Source organism: Xanthobacter sp. ZOL 2024, from assembly GCF_052932325.1.
Genome location: NZ_CM128808.1, coordinates 3,362,899 through 3,389,375, shown reverse-complemented (window position 1 = coordinate 3,389,375; position 26,477 = coordinate 3,362,899). Strand labels below are relative to the sequence as shown.

20 protein-coding genes are annotated in these 26,477 nt (G+C 67.4%); 7 read left to right on the top strand and 13 right to left on the bottom strand.

Annotated features, from left to right (window positions below):
* Positions 1–96 precede the first annotated feature (96 nt).
* Together ACU4E7_RS15480 and ACU4E7_RS15475 are read right to left on the bottom strand one after the other, a co-directional pair.
* Positions 97–1,335 (bottom strand): alpha/beta hydrolase, encoded by a 1,239-nt coding sequence (locus ACU4E7_RS15480; RefSeq protein ID WP_447019362.1) that lies wholly within the window; start codon positions 1,333–1,335, stop codon positions 97–99.
* A gap of 138 nt (positions 1,336–1,473) precedes the next feature.
* Positions 1,474–2,133: a protein-L-isoaspartate(D-aspartate) O-methyltransferase gene (locus tag ACU4E7_RS15475; RefSeq protein ID WP_238121899.1), complete on the bottom strand. Its 660-nt coding sequence runs from the start codon at positions 2,131–2,133 to the stop codon at positions 1,474–1,476.
* Between the two features lie 121 nt (positions 2,134–2,254).
* Between ACU4E7_RS15475 and recG the strand changes: the two genes are divergently transcribed.
* Together recG and ACU4E7_RS15465 are read left to right on the top strand one after the other, a co-directional pair.
* Entirely contained in the window at positions 2,255–4,348 is a 2,094-nt protein-coding gene (gene recG / locus ACU4E7_RS15470) for an ATP-dependent DNA helicase RecG (protein WP_447019361.1), read from the top strand.
* A gap of 95 nt (positions 4,349–4,443) precedes the next feature.
* Positions 4,444–4,827 carry a YbaN family protein gene (locus tag ACU4E7_RS15465; protein ID WP_447019360.1) on the top strand — a complete coding sequence of 128 codons (384 nt, stop codon included), beginning with the start codon at positions 4,444–4,446 and terminating at the stop codon, positions 4,825–4,827.
* A gap of 169 nt (positions 4,828–4,996) precedes the next feature.
* On the opposite strand, the gene ACU4E7_RS15460 is transcribed toward ACU4E7_RS15465, so the two are convergent.
* Both ACU4E7_RS15460 and ACU4E7_RS15455 read right to left on the bottom strand, forming a co-directional pair.
* On the bottom strand, positions 4,997–6,970 hold the full coding sequence (locus ACU4E7_RS15460) for a methylmalonyl-CoA mutase family protein (RefSeq protein ID WP_447019359.1): 1,974 nt from the start codon (positions 6,968–6,970) through the stop codon (positions 4,997–4,999).
* A gap of 114 nt (positions 6,971–7,084) precedes the next feature.
* Entirely contained in the window at positions 7,085–7,321 is a 237-nt protein-coding gene (locus ACU4E7_RS15455) for a GlsB/YeaQ/YmgE family stress response membrane protein (protein WP_238121895.1), read from the bottom strand.
* A 387-nt stretch (positions 7,322–7,708) separates the two neighbouring features.
* Between ACU4E7_RS15455 and ccrA the strand changes: the two genes are divergently transcribed.
* Both ccrA and ACU4E7_RS15445 read left to right on the top strand, forming a co-directional pair.
* Positions 7,709–8,983 (top strand): crotonyl-CoA carboxylase/reductase, encoded by a 1,275-nt coding sequence (gene ccrA, locus ACU4E7_RS15450; RefSeq protein ID WP_238121894.1) that lies wholly within the window; start codon positions 7,709–7,711, stop codon positions 8,981–8,983.
* A gap of 438 nt (positions 8,984–9,421) precedes the next feature.
* Positions 9,422–10,381: a DMT family transporter gene (locus ACU4E7_RS15445; protein WP_447019358.1), complete on the top strand. Its 960-nt coding sequence runs from the start codon at positions 9,422–9,424 to the stop codon at positions 10,379–10,381.
* 42 nt (positions 10,382–10,423) lie between these two features.
* On the opposite strand, the gene serA is transcribed toward ACU4E7_RS15445, so the two are convergent.
* The 3 genes from serA to ACU4E7_RS15430 all read right to left on the bottom strand — a co-directional run bounded on the left by serA (position 10,424) and on the right by ACU4E7_RS15430 (position 14,108).
* Positions 10,424–12,010, bottom strand: a complete 1,587-nt coding sequence (gene serA, locus ACU4E7_RS15440; RefSeq protein WP_447019357.1) for a phosphoglycerate dehydrogenase — start codon at positions 12,008–12,010, stop codon at positions 10,424–10,426.
* Positions 12,011–12,221: 211 nt separating this feature from the next.
* The gene (locus tag ACU4E7_RS15435; protein WP_238121891.1) at positions 12,222–13,397 is read right to left on the bottom strand and encodes a phosphoserine transaminase; all 1,176 of its coding nucleotides are present in this window, start codon (positions 13,395–13,397) and stop codon (positions 12,222–12,224) included.
* A 144-nt stretch (positions 13,398–13,541) separates the two neighbouring features.
* The gene (locus ACU4E7_RS15430) at positions 13,542–14,108 is read right to left on the bottom strand and encodes a MarR family winged helix-turn-helix transcriptional regulator (protein WP_447019356.1); all 567 of its coding nucleotides are present in this window, start codon (positions 14,106–14,108) and stop codon (positions 13,542–13,544) included.
* 341 nt (positions 14,109–14,449) lie between these two features.
* Here ACU4E7_RS15430 and ACU4E7_RS15425 point away from each other — a divergent pair, with 341 nt between their 5' ends.
* The 3 genes from ACU4E7_RS15425 (at position 14,450) to ACU4E7_RS15415 (ending at position 17,063) form a co-directional block, all read left to right on the top strand.
* The gene (locus ACU4E7_RS15425) at positions 14,450–15,388 is read left to right on the top strand and encodes an ABC transporter substrate-binding protein (protein WP_238121889.1); all 939 of its coding nucleotides are present in this window, start codon (positions 14,450–14,452) and stop codon (positions 15,386–15,388) included.
* 8 nt (positions 15,389–15,396) lie between these two features.
* Positions 15,397–16,188, top strand: a complete 792-nt coding sequence (locus ACU4E7_RS15420; protein ID WP_447019355.1) for an ABC transporter ATP-binding protein — start codon at positions 15,397–15,399, stop codon at positions 16,186–16,188.
* 98 nt (positions 16,189–16,286) lie between these two features.
* The gene (locus ACU4E7_RS15415) at positions 16,287–17,063 is read left to right on the top strand and encodes an ABC transporter permease (RefSeq protein WP_447019354.1); all 777 of its coding nucleotides are present in this window, start codon (positions 16,287–16,289) and stop codon (positions 17,061–17,063) included.
* A gap of 49 nt (positions 17,064–17,112) precedes the next feature.
* Here the strand turns inward: ACU4E7_RS15415 and ACU4E7_RS15410 are convergent, their stop codons facing one another.
* The 6 genes from ACU4E7_RS15410 to ACU4E7_RS15385 form a co-directional block, all read right to left on the bottom strand.
* On the bottom strand, positions 17,113–18,546 hold the full coding sequence (locus ACU4E7_RS15410) for an amidase (protein WP_447019353.1): 1,434 nt from the start codon (positions 18,544–18,546) through the stop codon (positions 17,113–17,115).
* A gap of 3 nt (positions 18,547–18,549) precedes the next feature.
* Complete coding sequence (locus ACU4E7_RS15405; RefSeq protein ID WP_447019352.1) at positions 18,550–19,068, bottom strand: aromatic-ring-hydroxylating dioxygenase subunit beta; 519 nt, start codon at positions 19,066–19,068, stop codon at positions 18,550–18,552.
* A gap of 10 nt (positions 19,069–19,078) precedes the next feature.
* Complete coding sequence (locus tag ACU4E7_RS15400) at positions 19,079–21,970, bottom strand: FAD-dependent oxidoreductase (protein ID WP_447019351.1); 2,892 nt, start codon at positions 21,968–21,970, stop codon at positions 19,079–19,081.
* A gap of 79 nt (positions 21,971–22,049) precedes the next feature.
* Entirely contained in the window at positions 22,050–23,186 is a 1,137-nt protein-coding gene (locus tag ACU4E7_RS15395; protein ID WP_447019350.1) for a xanthine dehydrogenase family Fe-S subunit, read from the bottom strand.
* Positions 23,183–23,998 carry an FAD binding domain-containing protein gene (locus tag ACU4E7_RS15390; RefSeq protein ID WP_238121880.1) on the bottom strand — a complete coding sequence of 272 codons (816 nt, stop codon included), beginning with the start codon at positions 23,996–23,998 and terminating at the stop codon, positions 23,183–23,185. The genes ACU4E7_RS15395 and ACU4E7_RS15390 overlap by 4 nt, the downstream gene beginning before the upstream one ends.
* Positions 23,995–26,382 (bottom strand): xanthine dehydrogenase family protein molybdopterin-binding subunit, encoded by a 2,388-nt coding sequence (locus ACU4E7_RS15385; RefSeq protein WP_443266042.1) that lies wholly within the window; start codon positions 26,380–26,382, stop codon positions 23,995–23,997. Before ACU4E7_RS15385 ends, ACU4E7_RS15390 begins: the two co-directional genes overlap by 4 nt.
* Positions 26,383–26,477 lie beyond the last annotated feature (95 nt).

Sequence of the window (26,477 nt, the reverse complement as noted above, 5' to 3'; positions counted from 1 at the left end):
CGCGCTGGCGGCGGTGAGCACCTCGGCCGGACCCGAAACACCCCCGCCCGATACCTTACGTTACGTCAAATCCCAAACATCCCGCCCGAAGCGGCCTTAATGGCCGGTCTGCGGCGTCACCACGTCGCGGGTGGAATCGGCGGTGTCGGAGATGTTGTTGCCCAGTTCCCGCACATGCGCCGAATAATGCTCGCGGGTGTTGGGATCCACCACCGCGACGGGCGCGGCGATGACCAGGCCGGCCGCGGTGCCCACGGTGGAGGCCGCGTCCGTGGTCATCTGCACCAGATGCTCGCCAATGCCCACGCGGGAATCCGTCATGGTCTGGCCCTGGGCAAGGCGCGCGCCGATGGACTGCACCACTTCGGGACTGGCGGCGAACTTGCCATGGTTCAGCGGATCGTCGGTGCGCAGCTTGGTCAGGTCGATAACGGTGATGTTGTTCTTCTCGAACTCGGTCCGGTAGGGCTCCTGGGTCGGGTCCACCTGGCCGATGCGCGGCACGCCGCCCCACACCCGCTTGGAGACCGCCAGGGCCTTGTCGTCCTGCGAGACGAACACCGTGAAATTGGGCCGGGGGGTGCCGAGCTCGGTGAAGATGACGCGGAACACGTCGCTATCCACGTCGGGGGCCGCCAGCATCACATTCTTGATCTTGGGCAGGATGCGGCCGTTGCGAATGGCCATCTGCCGCAGCGCTTCGAGGGTGACGACATTGCCCATGGAGTGGGCGAGAATGGAAATCTCCCCCACATTCGGATCCTTGGCCATGAAGGTCAGCAGGCGCTCCAGGACGTCACGGGAATAAGAGGTGCTCTCCCGGTCATAACCATAGGCGAGCAGACTGCCGCGGGAGGGCCACGTGAACAGCACCGGCGTCACGTCCGCCCCGGAATCGTGGATGATCTGGGCGAAGCGGAACACCGCATCGTCGAACCGCTGGTTATAGCCATGCACAAACACCAGCGCCTGCCGGCCGGGCGTGCGCTTGATGCGGGCGTTGAACCACTTGACCGCCTGCTCCTGGGTCAGATCCTCAAGCCGGGTGGTCACGAAATCGGTGGCGGGATTGCCGGGAATGGACTTCGGCCATTGCACATCGCCTGCCGCACGGGTGCTGTCGGGCGGAATGGAGACGTCGATCTCCATGAAGCTGGGCTTGGCCCCCCGCTCACCGGTGAACACGTCCGGCCCATCGGTGCGCTGGCGCACCGTCGCCACCGCCATGTTCACGCGCGAGGTGCCCGGCACCGTATCGGGAACCGGAATCAACGCCCCATCCGGGCGCCCGGCGCATCCGGCGGCCAGGGCCAGCACCATCATGGACGCGAACACACCACGTAGCCGAAGCGCCGAAAGCAACCGCACTGTCCCCACCTTCCGCCACCGCAGAACCTGATTGTGGATATGGCACCCACGCCGGCGCGACAATGCGCCGGAAGCGGCATTTCCTGGCCGGATTGACGATTCTTATTAAAGTGTTGCCGCCGTGCCCGCCACCAAAGGTGGAAAGCGCACCGGCATCAGCTCGCGCCGCGGCGTGCCCGACTGCTCCTTCACAACCCGCACCAGGGTCTGCACCTCATCGGCCGGCCCCAGCGGCATGATCAGCACCCCGCCAAACCGCAGCTGCTCCATCAGCGCCGGCGGCACGTCCAGCGCGGAGGCCGTGACCATGATGCGATCGTAAGGCGCGCGGGTCGACAGGCCCAACCGGCCGTCACCCACATAAGCGGCGAGATTGCGCAGTCCCAGCACCTGGAAGCGCGCCTGCGCCTCGCCCACCAGAGTGCGGTATCGATCCACCGTCACCACGCGTCCAGCCAGATGGGCGAGCACCGCGGCCTGGTAGCCGGAACCGGTGCCCACCTCCAGTACCGCATGCTCGGCGGTGACATTCAGCGCCTCCGTCATGGCCGCCACCAGGCTGGGCTGCGACATGGTCTGACCGCAGCCGATGGGCAGGGCCACGTCGTCATAGGCGTGGCGGCGCAATTGCGGATCGACGAACAGCGGCCGCGGCACCAGCTCCATGGCCCGCAGCACGGACACATCCCGGATCCCGCGCTGACGCAGCCCCAAGATGAAGGCCATCCGCTCGGCCTTCTCGCCCTCGCCGTCATCAACACTCATGCAGCGCATCCGCATTCTGGCCGGAGCCATTGAAATAACAGAAAATTAAGCCATACCTCAAGTTCACTCTTAACTTTAAGTTCTTGCGTCACTTTAAGAGATCCCCCTACCCTCCCCCGCCATGCGCCCGGTTTCGCTCCACCCGCTTTTCGCGTCGCTCGACACGCTCTCCGGCATCGGCCCCAAGCTCCTGCGGCCGTTTGCGCGCCTGTTCGGGCGCGAAAACCCGCGGGTGATCGACCTTCTGCTGCACATGCCGACGCAATTCGTGGACCGGCGCGCCCGCCCCACCATTGCCGAGGCCATTCCCGACACCGAACTCACCCTCGAAGTGCATGTGGATGGGCACCAGAGTCCGCCGTCTGGTAGCCGAGCACCGCATCGCACCTATGTGTCCGATGCCACGGGCGATCTGGTGGTCGTGCATTTCAAGATGGAGCGCGCCCGGCTGGAGCACATGCTGCCAGAGGGTTCGACCCGCTGGCTGTGCGGCAAGATCAGCCTTTATGACGGCATGCGGCAGATGACCCATCCGGATCGGGTGCTGGATGCCGCCGGCCTCGCCCGCCTGCCGCCGGTAGAGCAGGTCTACCCCCTGGTCGAAGGCCTGCCGGCGGGCACGCTGCGCCGCGCGATGGCCGGCGCCCTGGAGAGGGTGCCTGAGCTGCCCGAGTGGATCCCCGACACGGTCGCTGCCGCCCCGGATTGGCCCGCCTTCCGCGATGCCCTCACCCGCCTGCACCGGCCGGCGACCCCAGCCGAGGCGGTGCCCACCGGTGCGCCCTGGCGCCGGCTCGCCTTCGACGAGCTGTTCGCCCATCAGCTCACCCTCGCTCTGGTGCGGGCGCGGGAGGAGAAGGCGGGCGGGCGCGCCACCATCGGCGATGGGCGGATCGCCCAGCGCATCCTCGCCGCTTTGCCCTTCGCCTTGACCGGCGCCCAGCAGCAGGCCCTCGCCGCCATCCGCGCCGACCTCGCCGCCGAAACGCGCATGCTGCGGCTGCTGCAGGGCGATGTCGGTTCGGGCAAGACGGTGGTGGCCCTGCTCGCCGCCGCCACCGCCATGGAGGCGGGCCGCCAGGCGGCGCTCATGGCACCCACCGAGATCCTCGCCCGCCAGCACGTGGAGACCATCGCGCCACTGGCGGAGGCGGCGGGCATCACGGTGGCGGTGCTCACCGGCCGGGAGAAGGGCAAGACCCGCGCCGCCCTTCTGGCCGACATCGCCGCCGGCAGGATCGACCTGGTGGTGGGCACCCATGCGCTGATCCAGGACGATGTGGCCTTCCACGACCTCGCTTTAGCTGTCGTGGACGAGCAGCACCGATTCGGGGTGGAGCAGCGCCTGGCCCTCGCCCGCAAGGGACCGGGGGTGGACATGCTGGTAATGACCGCCACCCCCATTCCCCGCACCCTGGTGCTGACCTTGTTCGGCGACATGGATTCGTCCGAGCTGCGGGAGAAGCCCCCGGGCCGGCAGGATGTGGACACCCGCGCCCTGCCCATGGAGCGGCTCGACGACGTGGTGGCCGCGGTGGGCCGGGCCCTGGTCAAGGGCGCCCAAGCTTATTGGATCTGCCCCCTGGTGGAGGAAAGCGAGACCTCCGACCTCACCTCGGTCACTGAGCGCTTCGAAAGCCTCAAGGCCCATTTCGGAACCAAGGTGGATGTGGTGCACGGGCGCATGTCCGGCAGCGCCAAGGATGCGGCCATGGCCCGCTTTGCCGCCGGCGAGACGCGCCTGCTCGTCTCCACCACCGTGATCGAGGTGGGAGTGAACGTGCCCAACGCCACCTTGATGGTAATTGAGCATGCGGAGCGCTTCGGCCTCGCCCAGCTACACCAGTTGCGTGGCCGGGTGGGCCGTGGCGAGAAGGCTTCCACCTGCCTGCTGCTCTATCGCGGCCCGTTGAGCGAAACGGCCAAGTCGCGCCTCGCCATCCTGCGCGAGAGCCAGGACGGCTTCCGGCTGGCGGAGGAGGATCTGCGCCTGCGCGGCGAAGGCGACGTGTTGGGCACGCGGCAGAGCGGCATGCCCGGCTTTCGCGTCGCCCGCATGGAGTTCCACGGCGCCGAGGCCGAGGCGGCGCGCACCGCGGCCGCCGCCATCATCCGCACCGATCCCGATCTCTCCGATCCCGCGGCGGAGGCGCTCCATACCCTTTTGCACCTTTATGAGAAGGATGCTGCGGTGCGCTTGCTCTCCGCCGGCTGAGGCGGCATGGTCCCGCCATGAGCGCCGCGCCGGGCGAACGCCCCTCCCCATCTGCCGCCGAGGGCCGCCCCGAAGCGCCTTCCGGCCGACGGCGCATGGATTCGCGTGCGCTGCGCGCCGCCCTCTACCGCCAGGCGCTGTTTGCCGCCGGCGTGGTGTTCCTGGTCATCGGGTGCATCGGCATGGTGGTGCCCATGCTGCCGGGCACGGTGTTCCTGATCCTGGCCGCCTGGTGCTTCACCCGCTCCTCGCCCCGGTTCGAGGCGTGGCTGCTGAACCATCGCTATCTGGGGCCCAGCGTCGCCCGCTGGCGCGAGACCGGTGCCATTCCGCCGGTGGCCAAGCTGTTCGCTCTGTCCAGCTTCGTGGGCACCTTCGGCGGCTCCTGGTATTTCGGCGCGCCGCAGGGGGTGCTGATCTTCCTCGGCCTGCTGTTCGCCGCCCTCGCCGCCTTCATCATCACCCGCCCCAACGGGTGAGATGCAAGACCGACTCGATGCTTGAGAAATAAGCGATAATTTACTGATTTTTAACCATAATTTCCCGCACTTCATGTGCGGGGAAAACTGAGCGCATCACCATCTGAAGCCTCACCCGACCACTGGCATCAGACGCGGCGCCGGGGCGCGGACGCCCCGGCGCGAAAGGTCAGGCCGCCTTCTGGCTCTCCCGGTCCACGATGGAGACGACGTCGGCCATGATGCGGTTGAGCTCGAAATTCTTCGGCGTATAGACCGCCGCCACGCCGAAGCCCTTGAGCTGCGCCTCGTCTTCCGGCGGGATGATGCCGCCCACCACCACCGGCACGTCGGACAGCCCCTCCGCCCGCATGCGCTCCATCACGTCCCGCACCAGCGGCACGTGGGAACCTGAGAGGATGGAGAGGCCCACCACGTGCACGCCTTCTTCGAGCGCGGCGTTCACGATTTCGGCGGGGGTCAGGCGGATGCCCTCATAGACCACCTCCATGCCGCAATCGCGGGCGCGCACGGCGATCTGTTCGGCGCCGTTGGAATGGCCATCGAGCCCCGGCTTGCCCACCAGGAATTTCAGCCGGCGGCCGAGCTTCTCGGAAACGGCGTCCACCGCGGTGCGCACCTCCTCCAGGCCCTGGGTATCGGCGCGGGCGGCGCGGCCGACGCCGGTGGGTGCGCGATATTCGCCGAACACCTCGCGCAGGCAGGTGCCCCACTCACCGGTGGTCACCCCCGCCTTGGCGCAGGCGATAGACGGATCCATGATGTTACGGCCTTCCTGGGCCGCGCTCTTGAGGTCGGCAAGGGCGGCGGCCACCGCCTTGGCATCGCGCGCCGCGCGCCAGGCCTGCAGGCGGGCGACCTGCTCGGCCTCCACGCCTTCCGGCACGGTGAGGATGGCGCCTTCGCCGGTGGTGAGGGGCGAGGGCTCGCTCTCGGTCCAGCGGTTGACGCCCACCACCACCTGTTCGCCGCTCTCGATGGCCTCAAGCCGGCGGGTGTTGGATTCCACCAGCGCCTGCTTCATGTAGGAATTCTCGATGGCCGCGACGGCACCGCCCATGGCCTCGATGCGGGCGAGCTCGGCGCGCGCCTCCTCTTTCAGCGCTTCCACCTTGCGGGCGATCTCCGTGGAGCCGTCGAAGATGTCGCCATATTCCAGGAGGTCGGTCTCATAGGCCACCACCTGCTGCATGCGCAGCGACCATTGCTGGTCGAACGAGCGCGGCAGGCCCAGCGCCTCGTTCCAGGCCGGCAGTTGCACGGCGCGGGCACGGGCCTTCTTGGACAAGGTCACCGCCAGCATTTCCAAGAGGATGCGGTAGACGTTGTTTTCCGGCTGCTGCTCGGTGAGGCCGAGGGAGTTCACCTGCACGCCGTAGCGGAACAGCTTCTGCTTGGCGTCGGTGATGCCGTAGCGGTTGACGCAGATCTCGTCCCACAGATCCACGAATGCGCGCATCTTGCACATCTCGGTGATGAAGCGCATGCCCGCATTCACGAAGAAGGAGATGCGGCCCACCACCTCGCCGAAAACGGGGCCTTCCGCCTCACCGGACTTTTTCACGGTGTCGAGGATGGCGATGGCATTGGCCAGCGCGAACGCCAGCTCCTGCACCGGCGTCGCTCCCGCCTCCTGCAGGTGATAGGAACACACGTTCATCGGGTTCCACTTGGGCAGGTTGCCGGTGGTGAAGATGATGGTGTCCTTGGTGAGACGCATGGAGGGCGCCGGCGGGAACACATAGGTGCCGCGCGAGAGATATTCCTTGATGATGTCGTTCTGGGTGGTGCCTTGCAGCTTGGTGCGGTCCGCCCCCTGCTCGTCGGCGGTGGCGATATAGAGGGAGAGCAGCCACGCCGCACAGGCATTGATGGTCATGGACGTGTTCATGTTCGCGAGCGGAATGCCCTCGAACAAGGTGCGCATGTCGCCGAGGTGGGAGATGGGCACGCCCACCTTACCCACCTCGCCACGGGCGAGTGGATGGTCGCTGTCGTAGCCGGTCTGGGTGGGCAGGTCGAAGGCAACGGACAGACCCGTCTGCCCCTTGGCCAGGTTCGAGCGGTAGAGCTTGTTGGACTCCGACGCCGTCGAATGCCCCGCATAGGTGCGGAAGAGCCAAGGCTTGTCGCGGACCACCATCCCAAATCCCCGTTGTTGGCTTCGCTCTGGAAGCGCGATTGTGCGTCGCAATGTGCGGCGCGTCGATGGGAAATTTTCCCCGTTTCTACCCTGGCCTGTATTTTCGCCGCGCCCTCACCGCTTCACCAGCGAGATGACGAACAGCAGAATCACCGCGCCAATGGTGGCGCTGATGATCTGGCCGACGAGCCCACCCACCACGAACACGTTGCCGAACAGGAAGCCGCCGATCACGGCGCCCAGGATGCCGACCGCCACATTGCCGACGAAGCCGAAGCCGTAGCCACGGAACAACTGCCCCGCCAGGAAGCCGGCGATAGCGCCGATGAGGATCATCCACAAGATGGCCATTCCATTCTCCTGCTGCCATTTGCATCAAGGCATTGATGCATTTTACACAAACAAACTTCGCCAATGAAGCCACATCGCCACGCCATCTTCACCCTGGTCCTCGCGCTGAAAAGCGCCGGCAGAGGGCACCGATGGGATGTCGATCACCGAACGAAACCCTTGCACCACAAGGGATGAAACGCGCGCGCCGTCATCTTGTTCTCTTCCCGCCCCTCGCGGTTCCCGCGACGTTTTCGCGACGGACGCCGAAAACAGCGGGCCGCACCCAAAGGCGGGCTATCGACTTGGAATTCTTCTCTGCTACGTTGCATTGCGAGAACGACCTGGGCAATGCCCAATGGGCGGAGACCAACAGAGTCAGCGGAACACAAGAGAGGACGGGACGCTATGGGCCAGACGGCAGCTGCGGACGGTGCTGCGGTGAAGGATCTGTACGAGCTGGGTGAGATCCCCCCGCTCGGCCATGTGCCGGCGAAGATGTACGCCTGGGCCATCCGGCGGGATCGCCATGGGCCGCCAGAACAGTCCTTCCAGCTCGAGGTGGTGCCCACCTGGCAGCTCGGCGAGAACGACGTGCTGGTGTTCGTGATGGCCGCCGGCGTCAACTACAACGGCATCTGGGCGGGCCTTGGCGAACCCATCTCCGTGTTCGACGTGCACAAGGAGCCCTACCACATCGCCGGTTCCGATGCCTCGGGCATCGTCTGGGCGGTGGGCTCCAAGGTGAAGCGCTGGAAGGTGGGCGACGAAGTGGTCGTGCACTGTAACCAGGACGATGGCGACGACGAGGAGTGCAACGGCGGCGACCCGATGTTCTCCCCCTCGCAGCGCATCTGGGGCTATGAGACGCCGGACGGCTCCTTCGCCCAGTTCTGCCGGGTGCAGGCGCGCCAGCTCATGCGCCGCCCCAAGCACCTCACCTGGGAAGAGAGCGCCTGCTACACCCTCACCCTCGCCACCGCCTATCGCATGCTGTTCGGCCACCCGCCGCACACCGTGAAGCCCGGTGACTATGTGCTGGTGTGGGGCGCCTCGGGCGGCCTCGGCGTGTTCGGCGTCCAGCTCGCCGCCGCCTCCGGTGCCCATGTCATCGGCGTCATCTCCGATGAATCCAAGCGGGACTACGTGCTCGGCCTCGGCGCCAAGGGCGTGATCAACCGCAAGGAGTTCAAGTGCTGGGGCCAGCTGCCCAAGGTGAATTCGCCCGAATATAATGACTGGCTGAAGGAAGCCCGCAAGTTCGGCAAGGCCATCTGGGACATCACCGGCAAGCGCGACGTGGACATCGTGTTCGAGCACCCGGGGGAGACCACCTTCCCGGTCTCCACCCTGGTGGGCAAGCGCGGCGGCATGATCGTGTTCTGCGCCGGCACCACCGGCTTCAACATCACCTTCGACGCCCGCTATGTGTGGATGCGCCAGAAGCGCATCCAGGGCTCCCATTTCGCCCATCTCAAACAGGCCTCCGCCGCCAATGAGTTCATCTGCGACCGGCGGGTCGATCCCTGCATGTCGGAAGTGTTCCCCTGGGATCGCATTCCCGAGGCGCACACCAAGATGTGGCAGAACAAGCATGCGCCGGGCAACATGGCCGTGCTGGTGAACTCGCCGCGGGTGGGCCTGCGCACTTTCGACGACGTCTTGGAAGCCTGCGGCAGCTGAGCCTTCCCCCAACGCACTTCAATCAAGACTGCCGCGCCTGGAGCGCGGCAGTCTTTTTTGTCCGGCCGCCGGCGTCCATGCCCGCCACCCGGTCATCACCACCGCTGATGAATTGTGTGTAAGAAACAATTTCACAGCAAGACCCGCAGCCGCTAAAGCAGAGGGGCATGGGGCATACAGCCCTGCTCCGGGCCGGATCGGCACGGACCCCATTTGCGCCAATTCCATCGGCTGCACCGTGCCCTTGCGAAGGGCATGCGGGTCCGTGTCCCGGCACTCAACCGGCGCCGCACCTTCCGCTTTGGTCGCTCGACGCTCGCGCGCCGCGCACCCCTCGCGCGCATGGCCCTGCCCCAGCCTGTGCAGGACAGGCGCGAACATCTCGCGACATTGATCCGCGGCCCAGGCCACGGACCAAGGCCATGCCCAGGAGGACTCATGCTGGCCCGGCCGCCCCGATCGTTCCTTGCCCGGGTGACTGATGCACCCTATCTGCTGCTGGCGCTCGCCGCGCTGCTATGGGCCGGCAACATCGTGCTCGGGCGTTATGTGGCCGGGCACATTCCTCCGATAACGCTCTCCACCGTGCGCTGGATCGGCGCCACCCTCATCATCTTCCCCTTCGCGCTGCCGCAGATCCGGCGCGACCTGCCGCTGATCCGGCGCAGCCTACCGGCGCTGACCCTGCTGGCGGGCACCGGCATCTCCACCTACAACGCCATGAGCTATTACGGCCTGCAATACACGCAGGCGGTCAATGGCCTGCTCATGCAGTCCACCGCCCCGCTGCTGGTGGGGGTGTGGAGCTTCGTGCTCTACCGCGACCGCCTCTCCATGGGCCAAGTGGCGGGCATCCTCATCTCCCTGTGCGGCGTGGTTCTCATCATCAGCCGCGGCGATATGGACACGCTGCTGCACTTCACGCCCAACATGGGCGACATCTGGATCATCGTCGCGCTGTTCGTCTACGCCTTCTACACCACCATGCTGCGCAACCGGCCGCAGCTGGGCCCGCTGTCGTTCCTCACCGTCATCATGGGCATCGGCTCCGTGCTGCTGATCCCCGCCACCCTCATCGAGCTCTCCCTCGGCAAGACGCTGGTGTTCAACCGCGAGACTCTGTCGGTGCTCGCCTATGTGATGATCGGCCCGTCCATTATCGCTTATCTCGCGTTCAACCGCGGCGTCGAATTGGTGGGCGCCAACCGCGCCGCCCCCTTCCTGCATCTGATGCCGGTGTTCGGCACCGCGCTGGCCATTCTGTTCCTGGGCGAGCAGGTGGCGTGGTTCCATTTCGGCGGCTACGCGCTGGTGATCGGCGGCATCACCCTCGCCACCCTTTCCGCCCGCGGCCGTCGCAAGAGCCCGCCCACCGCAGACGAAAACGGCCCGCACTGAGGCGGGCCGTCCTGGATGGGGTGCGCGCTGAAGGCGCGCGCTTCAGAAGGTGAGCGCGCGCACCTGCACCACATGGGGCAGGTGCTGCAATTGCGGCAGCAACGCCCCCGGCACCGGCCCATCCACCGCCACCAGCGCGATGGCGTCGCCGCCCTCGCGGTCGCGGCCGAGCGCGAATGTGGCGATGTTCAGGCCCGCCGCCCCCAGCGCTCCGGCGAAACTGCCGATGAAGCCGGGCCGGTCGGAATTGGTCACATAGAGCATGGAGGGAGCGAATTCCGCCTCCATCTTGATGCCCTTGATGTCGACGATGCGCGGATGCCCGTCAGAAAAGACGGTGCCGGAAACGCCGCGTTCGTGGCGCTCGCTTGCCACCGCCAGCGTGACCAGGCTTTCGTAATCGCCGGTGGCCGCCCGGGTGGTCTCCTCGATGACGATGCCCCGCTCCTTGGCCACCGCCAGCGCCGACACCGCATTCACCTCCGCCAGCACCGGCCGCAGCAGGCCGGCGACGGCGGCCGCGGTGAGCGCCTTCACCTTCTGCGCGGCGACCGCACCTTCATAGGTGATGCGCACGGTCTTGATGTCGGTATCGGTAAGCTGGCCGGCGAATGAGCCGAGCTTTTCCGCCAGGGCGATGAAAGGCTTGAGCTTGGGCGCCTCATCGGCGGTGATGGCCGGAAAGTTCACCGCGTTGGAGATGGCACCGGAGTTGAGATAGTCGCTCATCTGCTCGGCCACCTGGAGCGCCACATTCTCCTGCGCCTCGGTGGTGGCGGCGCCGAGGTGCGGCGTGCACACCACATTGTCGCGACCGAACAGCGGGCTTTCCAGCGCCGGCTCCTCCACGAACACATCGAGCGCCGCCCCCGCCACATGGCCGCTGTCGAGGGCGGCAGCGAGCGCCGCCTCATCAATGAGCCCACCACGGGCGCAATTGATGATGCGCACCCCCGGCCGGGTCCTGGCGAGGGCCTCGGTGGAGAGGATGTTGCGGGTCTTGTCCGTCAGCGGTGTGTGCAGGGTGATGAAGTCGGCGCGGGCGAGCAGATCGTCCAGCTCCACCTTCTCCACCCCGAGGTCGAGGGCTCGTTCCACCGACAGGAACGGATCGAAGGCGATGGGCTTCATCTTCAGCCCCAACGCGCGATCGGCGACGATGGAGCCGATGTTGCCGCAGCCGACGATGCCTAGCGTCTTGCCGGTCAGCTCCACCCCCATGAAGCGGTTCTTTTCCCACTTTCCGGCCTGGGTGGAGGCATCCGCCGCCGGGATCTGGCGGGCGAGGGCGAACATCAGCGCCAGCGCGTGCTCGGCGGTGGTGATGGAATTGCCGAACGGCGTATTCATCACGATCACGCCTTTGGCGGTGGCCGCCGGCAGATCCACATTGTCGATGCCGATGCCGGCCCGGCCGATCACCTTCAGGCGCTGCGCCCTCGCGAGGATTTTCGGGGTGACCCGGGTGCCCGAGCGGATGGCGAGACCATCGTAATCACCGATGATCTCGGCGAGCTTGTCTTTATCCTTGCCGATCTCCGGCAGGTAATCGACGTCGATGCCGCGTGCCTTGAAGATCTCGATGGCAGCGGGCGACAGTTTATCGGAAATGAGAACACGGGGTGCCATGGACGGACTCCGGAAATTGCGCGGGGATATGCCGGTCCGCCCATGCCGACGCAGCAGGCCATGGCAGGTCCCAGCCGCTCGCAAGGAGCGGCCGTTCCCGCCTCAGGCTCGGGGGCCGAGCGGCGTGGCGCAGGTGCCCGGAGATCCGGACACGACCAGCATGGGAGAGGAGAGGCGGCGCAGGGCCGCCTGCCCGGCAATGGGCCGGGGCTCACGCCGCCTGGGGCAGCGCAGCCTTGGCCTCGTTGAAGGCCCAGTCCAGCCAATGGGTCAGCGCTTCCACATCGGAACGCTCGACCGTGGCCCCGCACCAGATGCGCAGCCCGGGAGGGGCGTCGCGATAGGAGCCGATGTCATAGGCGATGCCGCCCTTGTCGAGACCCGAGGAGATGGCCTTGGCGAACGCCGCCTGGGCTTCCGCCGGCAGCGCCGTCACGTCGGGATCCACCACCTTGAGGCACACCGAGGTGTTGGAGCGCGTCACCGGATCGATGGCCAGGAAATCCACCCACGGGGTCACCGCAACCCATTGGGCAATGGCCTCGAAATTGCGGTTGGAGCGCTCCTGGATGGCGGGAAGGCCACCGATGTTGCGGGCCCATTTCAGGGCGTCGATATAGTCTTCCACGCACAGCATGGACGGCGTGTTGATGGTCTCGCCCACGAAGATGCCTTCGATGAGCTTGCCGCCCTTGGTGAGGCGGAAAATCTTCGGCAGCGGCCAGGCCGGCGTGTAGCTCTCGAGCCGCGCCACGGCGCGGGGCGAGAGGATGATCATGCCGTGGCCGCCTTCACCACCCAGCACCTTCTGCCAGGAATAGGTGACCACATCGAGCTTGGCGAAATCGAGCTTCTGGGCGAACGCAGCGGACGTGGCATCGCAGAAGGTGAGCCCTTCGCGATCGGCGGGGATCCATTCCCCGTCCGGCACCATCACGCCGGAGGTGGTGCCGTTCCAGGTGAACACCACGTCGTGGCTGAAATCCACCTGCGACAGGTCCGGCAGCGCGCCGTAATCGGCCTTGAGCACCCGCGCATTGTCGAGCTTGAGCTGCTTCACCACATCCGTGACCCAGCCTTCGCCGAAGCTCTCCCAGGCCAGCATGTCCACCGGGCGGGCGCCCAGCATGGACCACAGCGCCATCTCCACCGCGCCGGTGTCGGATGCCGGCACGATGCCGATGCGGTAGTCCGCCGGCACGTCCAGCACGTCGCGGGTGAGGTCGATGGCTTCCTTGAGCTTGACCTTGCCCACCTTGGCGCGGTGCGACCGGCCGAGGGGCGCGTCAGCAAGCGCTTCGAGCGTCCAGCCGGGACGCTTGGCGCAGGGGCCCGAGGAAAAGTTGGGGTTTTCCGGCCGCGTGACCGGAGCGGGGTTCGCCGTCATGTGATCCATCCTTACAGATGGGCGCCTCCCGTTGGGGGGAGGTGTCCCGCGGACGGCGATACGCCCGCGCACCGGAGCGCGTCAAGGGGCTGTCTCAGCGGCAGGCCTCAGGACGGCCCGCGGCACGCCGCGGCTGCGCGGCGGTCAATCGTCCTCGGCGGACTTGCGCCGCGCGCCCTTGCGCCCTTTGAAGTCGATCCTGAGCTCAGCGCGGCTGTATTTGTTGTTGCCCTCCACCAGCTGGGTGAGCATGGCCAGGAAGGCGGGGCGGAATTCCGGCGCCAGCGGCTCCAGCAGACGCTGCTGTGCGCGCGTCATGCTGGCGTACATCTGCTCCACCAGCTCGCGCCCCTCATCGGTGAGATAGGCGTTCATGGATCGGCGATCGGTCTCCGAGCGCTCGCGGCGCACCAGCCCGCGTTCCGCCAGGCGCTCCAGCACATCGGCCACGTTGGTGCGATCGATGCCGATCTCCACCCCAAGGGAGCGCTGGTCTGATCCGGAATGCTGCAGCAGGGTGCTCATCAGCCCGTATTGCACCGGGGTGATGTTGAACGCCTTGCACTCTTCCAGGAACAGCGCCGAGTGGATCTGGTGCAGTCGCCGCACCAGAAAGCCGGGCCGCCCCCAGAGGGGAACCCGCGCCTCCGCCTCGGCCGCCGCGATCGCCGCGGCATCATCACTCCCGGAGCCAGGTTCGATCGCCTTCAACGCTGTGCCTTCCTTATGCTCCGTCCGCGCGTGGCGGGCCCGCCGGCCGCATCCCACGCGACTGCCGGGCGGCAGCATAGCCCAAACCGGGTGGCCGCCGCGCTCTCGTTTCGCACCGCCTGGCTCCATCCCGGCGGAGAGCACGGGAAACGGGCCGAGAGAGGCACGATTCATGCAGTATACCGCACGATCCGCCTTCGGAAAGAAGTGGCGGCATTCAGCCTCACAGAAGTCTCTCTTTAAAACTGGAGATAAACGAGATGCGCGAAAAGTCTGCCCTTGCGCTCCTTGCCTTCGCAATAAGCTGTATGCTGACTATATTTCCGGCATCCGCCGCGGATTTGATCCGCCTTCGGCTGGATTGGACGCCGTGGGGCAATCAGGCGCCCTTCCATCTTGCCGCCCAGAAAGGCCTATTCGCCGCCAACGGCCTCGATGTGGAGATCGTGGACGGCAACGGCTCGGTGGCCACCGTGCAGATCGTCGGCAATGGTGAATATGACGTCGGCCACGCCTCTCTCGCCCCCATGGCCATCGCCCGCGCCAAGGGCCTGCCGGTGAAGGCCATCGCCGGCTTCGTGCGGCAGAATGACATCGGCCTCCTGGTGCCGAAGGACAGCGGCATCACCAAGCCCGCCGATCTCAAGGGCAAGAAGCTGGCGTTCACCGCCGGCTCGCTGGAAGCCCCCTTCCTCGACCGCTTCCTGGCCGCCGGCGGTCTCACCCGCGCCGACGTGGACCTGGTGGCGGTGGACGCCGCCGCCAAGGCCGGCACCTATATGATGGGCCGTGCCGATGGCGCCTTCTCCTCCATCCCCTTCCTGCTGGCGGTGGTGAACACGCAGCGCCCCTCCACCGCCATCCGCTTTGCCGATTACGGGCTGGAATTCCCCTCTTTCGGCCTGTTCGCCACCGAGAAGACCATCGCCGAGAAGGGCGATGCTCTGCGCCGCTTCGCCAGCGTGGTGGCCGGCACCTGGACCTATATCTTCAACGGCCACGAAGATGAGGCCATCGCGGCGATCATCGCCGCCCGCCCGCAGGCCAAGCTCAACCCCGCCGCGCTGCGCCTGCAGATCGACACGCTGAAGACCTTCGTGAGCACCCCGGCCACCGAGGGCAAGCCCATGGGCGTGATGGCGGAGAGCGATTGGGCGCAGGCTCTGAAGGTGCTGGCCGAAGGCGGCCTGGTGCCCGCCGGCCAATCGGCCCCCGCCTATTTCACCAACGCCTTCATCGACCCCGCCCTGGTGGCCAAGGTCGCGGCTGGCGGCCAATGAGGCCGGATGTGACCACCGGCACGGCCGTGGCCGATCCCATCATCGTCGCGGCGGATGTGAGCAAGAGGTTCGGGGGCGCCAGTGGCGTCCTCGCCCTCGACCGCATCGGCCTCAAGATCGGCGCGGGGGAATTCGTGAGCCTGCTGGGTCCCTCCGGCTGCGGCAAGAGCACCTTTCTGCGCTGCCTTGCCGGCCTCGAAACGCCCAGCACCGGCCGCCTGGAATTCGAGGGCGAGGCCATCGCCGGCCCGCCCGCAGGGCTCGGCATCGCCTTCCAGCGCGATGCCCTTCTGGAATGGTGCACCATTCTGGAGAACGTGCTGCTGCCGGCGGATTTCGCCGGCCTGCGCAAGACCGACTTCAAGCCGAAAGCGCAGGAGCTGCTGCGCATGGTGGGGCTGGCGGATTTCGCCCAGGCCTACCCCAGCGCCCTTTCGGGCGGCATGCGCCAGCGGGCGGCCATCTGCCGCTCGCTGCTGCTCGACCCCGATCTCCTGCTCATGGACGAGCCGTTCGGCGCCCTCGATGCCCTCACCCGCGACCAGCTCAATGTGGATCTGCACCACATCTGGCAGGCCCGGCGCATGACCACGGTGTTCGTCACCCATTCCATTTCGGAGGCGGTGTTTCTCTCCACCCGCATCGTGGTGTTCTCTCCCCGCCCCGGCCGCATCGTCGAGGACGTGGTGCTGGATTTGCCGGCAGAACGGCGGCTCGCGGTGAAGGAGACACCGGAATTCCTCAGCTACACCCGGCATTTCCGGCACCTGTTCGAGACCATGGGCCTGATCCATGACTGAGCAGCCACACGCGAAGACGGGCCCGTGATTTCAATCGCTAACGGCATGGGCCGCGTTCTTTTTCGCGACGCATGCGTCTGCCTGGCAGAGGAGCTGTGATGCCCCCATCAGATCTTTTGAAAAGCGCGCTCACACCGCTCATCGGCGCCATTTCGGCGCTGGTGTTGTGGGAAGTGGTGGTGCGCGGCACCGGCGTTTCACCGATCATGGTGCCGCCGCCCTCATTGGTGCTGGCGGACATTGCCGCCGCGCCCCTGTGGTTCGCCCAGCAGACCGCCTTCACCGCCCTCATCACCCTTGCCGGCTTTGCCAGCGCGGCGGTGTTCGGCGTGCTGTTCGCGGTGCTGATCGTGGAATGGAAGCTGCTGGACCGGCTGTTGTTTCCGCTGTTCGTGGCGTTCAATTCGGTGCCCAAGGTGGCGGTGGCGCCGCTGTTCATCATCTGGTTCGGCACCGGGGCGCAACCCAAGATCGCCATCTCGTTCCTGGTGGCGGTGTTCGCCATTGTCGTGGATACGGCGCTCGGCCTGCGCTCGGTGCCCCAGGACACGCTGGATCTCGCCCGGGCGCTGCGCGGATCGCGGCTCAAGGTGCTGTGGCGCATCAAGCTGCAATGCGCGCTGCCCCACATCTTCGCCGGGCTCAAGGTCACCATGTCGCTGGCGCTGGTGGGCGCCATCGTGGGTGAGTTCGTCTCCTCCCAACAGGGGCTGGGCTATGTCATCCTCACCGCCCAGGGCATGTTCGACACGCCGCGCGTGTTCGCCGCTCTGCTGATCCTGGCGGTGCTGGGCGTCGCTTTGATCGCCGCCATCGACGTGGCGGAGCGCTTCGCCTTGCCCTGGCGCCACCGCCGGGCCGCCGACAGCCATTGAAGCCTCCGTGACAAAAAAAGGCCCGGCAGTGCCGGGCCTTTTCTTTTGCCTATACGCCTGGGCAAGGGGGCGGGGGCAACGCCGTCTCGAAGGCGGCGGCTGCCGCCAGCAGCGTTGCATCGGCATTCCAGCGGCCGACCAGCTGGACCCCCAGCGGCCCGCCGTTGGCCGCCAGCCCCACCGGCAGCGCGATGGCGGGATGGCCGGTGAGATCGAACAAAGAGAGGGCCGCCGTCCACTCCGCGCGCAGCGGGCCGGCCTCCACCCCATCCACCACCAGTGGGGCGGAAAGATCGAAATCCGCGGCCACCAGCGGCGCCGAGACACAGGGCGTCAGAATGAAATCGAACCGCGTTTCCAGCAGCCCCTGCACGGCGCGAAACAGCTGTGCCCGGCCGATCTGGGCGCGGGCGAGATCGAGGGCGCTATAGGCCTGGGCCTCCCTGATGCCGGCGGCCAGGGCCGGCGAGAGCTGCGCCAGCTCGGCGTCGCCGGCGCTGGCGAAGCGAGAGGCCCAATTGGTCTGCTGCAGGGTCTTCCAGATGGGATCGGGATGGGCGAGGTCGTAGGCCTCCTCCTCCACGCGGGCGCCCAGCGCCTCCAGCACCGCCGCAGCGCGCCGGGTGGCGCTCTCCACCTCGCCGGCCACCCGGCTGTTGCCGGTGCGCAGCCACAGCAGCACCCGCGCGCCCTCCAACGGGTTGTCGCCCATGGCGAAATTCGCCGGCTCAGGTGCGCCGCGCAGGCTCCAGGGATCATTGGCCACCGGCCCGGACGCCACATCCAGCCCCAGCGCCAGATCTGCCACATGCCGGGCCATCAGGCCCAGGTGGATGAAGCTGCCGAAGGCATCGGGCACCCGCTCGTGGGGCACCCGGCTCAAGGTGGGCTTGAAGCCATAGACGCCGGTGGCCGCCGCCGGCAGGCGCGCCGAGCAGCCCGCATCGGTGGCAAGGGTCAGCGGAGTCACTCCGAGTGCGATGCTCGCCCCCGCGCCGGCCGATGACCCCCCACAGGTGAGCCCGGCCGCGAACGGATTGAGGGTGAGGCCCGTCAACGGCGAGAAGCCGAGCGGGGAATGGGCAAATTCCGTGGTGGTGGTCTTGCCGATGACCACCGCGCCCGCCGCCTTCAGCCGCGCCACGGCGGCGATATCGGCCTTGGCGGGGGCCGCATCGCGGAACGATGGCGCGCCCCAGCGGGTGGGCAGGCCGGCGCTGTCGAGAATGTCCTTCACCGCCACCGGTACGCCCAGCAGCGGCCCCTGCGGTGCACCGGCGGCGATGGCGGCGTCGAGCGCATCGGCGGCGGCCAGGGCGCCGTCGTCGTCGATGACCACGAAGCAGTTGCAGGCCGCCTGGGCGGCGTGGGCGCGGGCCAGGGCTTCGCTCACACTGTCGCGCACACTGCGGGCACCGCGCGCATGGTCCTCGGCGAGGGGGGCGGCGGCTCCGGGCGTCACCGCGAGATCAACGGGACGCATGGCTCACACCGGAATGCACAAAGCGTTATCCACCAACAGGCTGTCATAGATGCAGGTACGCGACTTCAGCCGCAGCCCGCTCGGCGTGCGTACGAACACGTCGTCATAGCGCCCCACCTGGTGGATGGTGGCGGCGGGGCGATCGAACAGCACCTGGAACACCACATAATCGGCGTTTGCGGTGAAGCTGCCATCGGCCGCCTCGCGCACCGAGAGATTGCTCACCATGTGCCGCAGATAGCGCGGCGCGAACATGGCCGTCTTCTCCAGAGCGAAGGCGCGATCGCGGATCATGCCGCCGTTTTCGCAATAGATGAGCCCCACCGGCAGCCCGCGATCATGGTTCTCGCGGGAAATGATGGTGTAGAACGCATCCTCGGTGAACAGCGCCGCCCAATCGGCGAGGTGCTGGGCGTCGAGTGCCGCGCAATAGCGGGCGTTGAACTCATCCACCTCGGCCTTCAGCAGCAGCGCATCAATCAGATCGTCGCGGGTTTGCGCCGGCTTTTCCATGGTCAACATCTGGCGCTCCTCACGCAATGCCCATCACATCGCGCCAATGCTTGTACATGGCGCGAATGGCGGCTTCGGAGATCAGGGTGTCGGCGGTGCCCGCCTCGGTCTCAGGATCGAGCTTCACCAGATGCTCGCCGTCCGTCACCCGCAGCATGCCATCCTGCACGAACTTGATGGCCTCGTTGTCCTCGAGGCCGAGGAAGCCGGCGGGACCCATGAGGTTGCCCTGGCGCAGGCGATGGCGGGTCATCTCCTCATCATCGCCCTCGAAGCCGAACATGGTCCACTTCATCACGAACTCATTGGGCCCGTTGGGGATGATGTGGCGGATGCCCAGCGTGTTCATCTCCCGCTGCACGATCAGGTTCGGCCAGATGGTGGCCATGGTGACCGACCAGGGGCTGTCGAACTCGTCGATGAAGTTCATGAAGCGCGGCTCTTCGAGGCTCATGCCTTCCTTGTAGGCGCGCATCTCCTTCTTCTTGTCCTCATCCACATTGCCGGCCTCGGACTTGGCCGAGGCCATGACCCCGTGGCGGCCGCTGGGATCGGCCAGCATCAGCGACTTGTTGCCGGCCACCAGCAGGCCGAACGTCACCAGGAAGGTGTGCAGCAAGGTGGCGTGGTAGGGGTCCTTGAGGTTCTCGTGGTAGAGCTTCCAATTGCCCGGCAACGAATGGCGGTAATGGCCCAGCAGCTTGGGCTTGCGGCCATCGAATGTGGTCTCGAATTCGTGCATCACCTCGGGGCCGAGGTAATCGGCCAAGGGCTCCATGTCTTCGGCATAGGAGGCGAAGACGACACCGCGATGGGTCTCCACCTTCAACTGCCGCAGGCCATGCTCCGCCGGCTTGAAGTCCTTCGGCATGCCGCCCTTGCCATCCACCCCCCGGCGGAACGGCACGCCCACCAGATTGCCCTTCAGATCATAGGACCACTGGTGATAGGGGCACACGAACTCCTTGGCGGTGCCGGACAATTCGCGACAGAACTCGGCCGCGCGATGGGCGCAGCGGTTCTCGAACACGTGGATGGTGCCATCCTCGGCCCGCGACACCACCACCGGGGTGGGGCCGACGTTGGAGCGAATGAAATCGCCGGGATTCTCCACCTCGCATTCCAGCGCCACGAAATTCCAGGTGCGACCATGGAAGATCCGTTCCACCTCGCGCTGGTAGATGGTCTCATCCGTGTAAACCCAGTCGGGAATGATGGAGAGACCGTCCTTCGGCCATGCATACTTCTTAGCGAATTGGGCGGCAGGATCCGCGCTCATGTCGTCGTCCTCCGAAATCGCGTCTGAATTCTCGTCATCGCACGCGGCATCCAGGGTCACCGGCCGCGCGTCATGGGCGGCCCCATCGAAGGGGGCCTCGGCGTCCAGCTCCGCGCGGGCGGCGCGGATGGCGGCCGGATCGTCGAAGGCGAGCACCGCCGTCACCCGACCGCTCTGGGGGTCGAGAGTGCGATAGACCGCTCCGGCGGCCGCATCTGGCCCGCTCACCACCACCGCATCGTCAGGTGCGGTGATGCCCAGCATCTGAATGTTGAAGCCGAACTGATCGCTCCAGAACCAGGGCGCCTTGGCCTCGGCTACGCCTGCCACGCCGGCGATGGAGCGGCCCGCGGCCGCGCCCTGCTCTTCCGCATTCTGCCAGCTCTCCAGCCGGCGCACACGCCCCCGCAAGGGCGTGGCATGCAAAGCGCAGTCGCCGGCGGCCCAGATGCCTTCGACGCTGGTGCGCGCTTCGCCATCCACCACGATGCCGCCATCGACAGCGCAGCCCGCCGCCTCGGCCAGCCCCGTCTCCGGCTCAAGGCCGACGCCCACCAACACCACATCCGCCATCACCGGCCCGGCCGACGTGGCGATGGCGAGGTGTGCACCCTCCGGGGTGATCCCGGTCACAGCGGTATCGCGGCGGATGGAGACGCCCGCCCGCTCCGCCACCTGTCGGAATACCGCGCCCAGAGGGGCCGGCAGCAAGCGGGCCATCAGCTCCGGCTCGCGCTCCAGCACCACCACCTCCGCACCGCGCGCGACGGCGGCGGAGGCCAGTTCCAGGCCGATGAAGCCGCCGCCGATAACCGCCACCCGCCCGGCGCCCTTGAGCGCCGTGGCGATCGCCTGCGCATCCTCCAGCGTCCGCAGATAATGCACCCCCGGCAGATCGCCGCCGGGCACGGTGAGGCGCCGCGCCCGCCCGCCGGTGGCGAGCAGCAACGCGCCATAGGCGAGGGCCGCGCCATCGCTCAGCGTGACCGTACGGGCCACAGGATCGATCGCCGTGGCCCGCACCCCGAGATGCAACGTGACGCCCAGCGCCTGCGCATCGGCGGGCGACAGGCGCATGCAGCTGGCCGCATCGAACCCCTCCGCCAGGGCCGCCTTGGACAAAGGCGGCCGCTCATAAGGAGCGTGGCGCTCTTCGCCCACCAGATGGATGGGTGCCGCGAATCCCGCGGCGCGCGCCGCACGAATGGCAGCGGCAGCCGCCTGCCCCGCGCCGATAATCACCAGCGGAAGCGCTGCGGAGGCCCCCTCGGAATGCGCACCGGCAGCCGGGCATTCGGCCGCACTATTAGGATGTATACTGCTTATTTCGAGATCCACATAGACATCCCCGCCCTCCACCTTCACGGCATAGGTTGCAAGGTCGCGGGTGAGCGGGGCGCACAGGGCCCGGCCGGTGCGGATGTCGAACACGCCCTGGTGCAGGGGGCATTCGATGGTGCCATCCTCCACCCAGCCATCCTTGAGGAACGCCAACGCATGGGTGCAGATGCCGTGGGTGGCGAACACCTCCGCGCCGAAGCGGTAGAGGGCGATCGAGGTCGCCTCCAGCTCCACACCCACCACGCCGCCGTCGCGCAATGATTCCAGGGCGGCAACCCTCTGCCAGGCCATCCCCATGCTCCAGAGTGATTTCGGATTTTACTCAGTATACTTTCTATTTGATCCAAAACAAGGCCGGCAACGGCCGACGTCAGCTTTTTCTGCCGGCAAACCAGCCTTTGAGCATCGCCTTCAGCATCTGCCACACGCTCAAGGACGCAGGCGCCTCGGCCATCGGCGCGCCGGAGAGCTGGGCGGAGAGGTTACCGGCGAAGACGCCAGCGAGGTGCCCCACCAGATTCTGCACCAGCGCCCCGCGGGAGAACTGGGCCAGCGGCCCGGCGATGCGATAGCGCAGGGTGACATCGAGAGCGCTGCCCTCCCCTTCCGGCGCCAGGGCAAAGGCAATCTCGCCCTTCACCTGCGAGCCGGACCCGCTGTCGCGGCCGGCGCCGGAGACCGTTCCGGTCTGCGCCGCATCATCGAAATCCACGGTGGCGTCACCACCGAAGGCGGCCTTGATGGGGCCGAACTTCACGACCATGCGGCCCTGCAGCGCCTGGCCATCGAAGGCGGTCACCTCGGCGCCAGGCAGGCAGCGGGCGAGCAAGTTCATGTCTTTCAGCGCCGGCCACACCTGCGCGGGCGGGGCGGGAATGCGCACCCGCTGGCTCAGTGCGGTCCAGCCCTCCTTGCCGGCGGGCGCCGCCGCCCCTTCCGCCACCGAGCGGGCGAGCGCGAGCGACGGGGAGGCGGAAGCCGAAGGGGCTGGCGCCACCTCGGCCACCGCCTCCACAGGCGCCACGGCAACGGCACCCCCGCGGGCCGTCTTGCCGCAGGCGACGGAATGCACCGCATTCACGATGCCCACATAGCCGGTGCAGCGGCACAGATTGCCGCTCAATTCCTCGCGGATGGTGCGCTCGGAACAGGCCCCCAGGCGCGTGACGATATCCCGCGACGACATCAGCATGCCCGGGGTGCAGAAGCCGCACTGCAGAGCGTGGTTGGCCGAGAACGCCTCGCGCAGCTCGCCCATCACCGCATCCCCATCGAAGCCCTCGATGGTGCGGATATCGGCGCCGTCGCAGGCGGCGGCGGAAGCGATGCAGGAGCGCTGCGGCTTGCCGTCGATGAGCACGGTGCAGGCGCCGCACACCCCCTGCTCGCAGCCCAGATGGGTGCCGGTGAGGTTGAGTTCCTCGCGCAGGAAATCGGCGAGCTGGGTGCGCGGTTCCACCTGCGCGCTCACGCGCCGGCCGTTCACCGTGAGGGTAATGGCGTTCATGCTCCCACCTCGTTCAATGCGCGCGCCACCGCCGCCCGATGCATGGCGCGGAAGCTCGCGGGATGGCCCGCCAGCGCCGCCTCCACCTCCTCATCCGCCACGCGTTCCACCGGCTCGCCCTTGAGCAGGGCGGCGGACGTTGCTTCCAGCACCACCGGCGGTGCCTCGATGGCCCCGCACACCACGCGCGCAAGGCCCGCCTCGCGATCCAGCACCACCGCGCCGATGGCCTGGGCGAATTCGCCGGTCTTGCGGCACACCTTGTGGTAGCCGGCGCGCGCGGTGGCGGAGAGCACCGGCACCTGCACCGCACTCAAAATCTCGTCGTCAGCCAGGCTGGTGGTGTAAGCGGCGATCATGAAATCGCCGAGGCGCGACAGGCGCGTTCCGCCCGCCCCAGTGATGACGAGCCGCGCATCCAGCACCGCCATGGTGGACACCCAGTCCGCCGCCGGGTCCGCATGGGCGAGGCTGCCGCCGATGGTGCCGCGGTTGCGCACCGCCCGATAGGCGATGCCATGGGCCACCCGGGCCATGAGGCCGGCGGTGACATCCGGCACCACTCCATCCTCGATCTCGCCATGGGTCCAGCCGGCGCCGATTTCCAGGTGGGTATCGCTGCGCTTCAGCGCGCGCAGCGCCTCCACCCGGCGCAGGTCCACCAGCAGGCTGGGGCGCGCCAGGCGCAGGTTGAGCATGGGGCCGAGGGAGCAGCCCCCCGACACCGCCTTCGCCCCCTCGTGCGCGCCGAGGGCGGCCACCGCATCGGGCAGGCTGGTGGCAAGGGTCAGGTCATAGGCGGCGGGCTTCATGCGGCGCTCCTGGCGGCAGCGATGGCGTCGAGCACGCGCTCGGGCGTGGCCGGAATCTCGTTCACGGTCGCCCCGAAGCCCTTCAGCGCGTCATTGATGGCGTTGACCAACGCCCCGGCTGGGGCGATGGCGCCGCCCTCCCCCACGCCCTTGATGCCGTGGGCCGAGAAGGGCGAAAGCGTCTCGGTATGGGAAATGCGCACCTTGGGCAGCTCGGTGGGGCCCGGCAGCAGATAGTCGATAAGGGTCGAGGCCAGCGGCTGGCCCTGCGCGTCGTATGTGCTTTCCTCGAACAGGGCGCTGCCGATGCCCTGGGCGACACCGCCATAGGCCTGGCCTTCGACGATCATGGGGTTCACCATGCGTCCGCAATCCTCCACCACCACATAGTCGAGGATCTCAGTGGCCCCCGTGGCCGGGTCCACCGCCACCACTGCCGCATGGGTGGCATAAGAGAACAGGCCGGTGTCGACGTCCGGCTTATAGCCTTCAGTGACCTCGAGGCCGCCGGTCTCCACCCCGTCGGGCAGCACTTCCGGCGTGAGATACCAGGCCCGCGCCACCTCCTCCAATGTCAGGGAAGCATTGCGGCCTTCCACCGCGCCATTCTCGAAGCGGATCTCTTCCGGCGCGCACTGCATGAGGTGGGCGGCGAGCAGGCGCACCCGCTCGGCGAGCTTCTCCGCCGCCTTGGAGACGGCGCCGCCGGCCATGACAATGCCGCGCGAGGCATAGGCGCCGGTGGAGAAGGGCGTCGCCGCCGTATCCCCCAGCACCACCCGGATCTTCGAGACCGGCAGGGTCAGGATTTCGCTCGCCACCTGGGCGAGGGTGGTCTCCAGGCCCTGGCCGATGGTGTGGATGCCCGCCTTCACATCCGCACTGCCATCGGGATTGAGGCGGATGGTGGCCTGCTCGTAGCCCGGCACCAGGGGCGTGCCCCAGGAGGCGAATACCTTGGTGCCGTGGGCGGATTGCTCCGTATAGGTGGAAAAGCCCACGCCGATCAGCCGGCCATCGACTTCGCCCGTCTGCTGGCGGACGCGCACCGCATCGAGAGCGATCATCTCCCGGGCGGTGGCGAGGGAGGCCTGATAGTCGCCGCTGTCGTAGTATTTTTTGGTGATGTTGGTGTAGGGCATGGCGCTGGCGGGAACGAGGTTCTCCATGCGCACGTCCGCCGCCTCGCGCCCCACGGCGGCGGCGATGGCATCAATGGTGAGCTCCATGGCGAAGCACACGCCCGGCCGCGCCACGCCGCGATAGGGCGCGAAGGGCGGCTTGTTGGTGGCCACCGAATAGGTCTTGCAGCGATATTGCGGCCAGATATACGGCCCCGGCAGATTGCCGCCCGCCTGCGCCGCCTCCAGGCAGGCGCTGAACGGCCAGACCGAATAGGCCCCCACGTTCACGCACACCTCGGCATCGAGGGCGAGCAGCTTGCCCCGCTCGTCCGCATAAGCGGTGATCACATATTCATGCTCACGGGCATTGGCGCCGGCGGTGAGGTGCTCGCGCCGATCCTCGATCCAGCGGAACGGGCGCTTCAAAGTGAGAGCCAGCCACGCCACCAGCACTTCCTCGGGCTGCAGCAGGCATTTGTAGCCGAAGCCGCCGCCCACATCCGGCGGGGCGATGCGGATCTGCGCCTGCGGCAGGTTCAAGGTCTCGCTGAGGCCGGTGCGGATCATGTGCGGCACCTGGGTGGAGGTGTGCACCACCAGCTGGTTCGCCTGGAAATCCCAATAGGCCAGCACCCCCTTGCCTTCCATGGGGTGCATGCACTGGCGGGCGGTGCGAAAGCGCTTTTCGACACGGATGGGCGCGGTGCGCGCCACCTCGTCCACCCCGCCGCTGTCGAAGCTCGTCTGCAGAAAGAGATTGTCGCCCCAGGCCTCGTGCACCAGCGCGGCGCCGGCGGCGCGGCCGCTGTCGCAATCGACGATGGCGGGCAGTTCCTCGTAGTCGAACGCCACCGCTTCGCACAGATCCTCCGCCTCGGCGCGGGTGGGGGCATAGGCCATGGCGACGATCTCGCCCACGAACCGCACCTTGTCCTTCGCCAGCGGCGGGTAGGCGGACAGTTTGTAGGTGGGCAGCGTGGAGCGGGTGACGATGGCGCCGACGCCCGGCGCATCCTCCGCCGCGAACACCACGTCCTCATGCCCCTGCGGCTTCGCCACCGAGAGGATGCGGGCATGGGCCACAGGGCTGCGCAGGAAGGCGACGTCGGCGAGGCCCGGCATGCGGATATCGCCGACGAAACGGCCCCGCCCCATGAGATGGCGGGCATCCTCCTTGCGCCGGACCCGCGCGCCGATCCCTTCGCCCTTGGCGGCCGGGTGCGTGGGGTTGTCAGCGGACATCTGTGCGTCGCCGGACATCTGTGCGTCGCCGGACATGGGGCAGATCCTTTCCCGTCACATCGAGAACCGGGGCGGCGGACCGCCCCGGTTGAGCAGCTCAGGTTGCCGCAAGT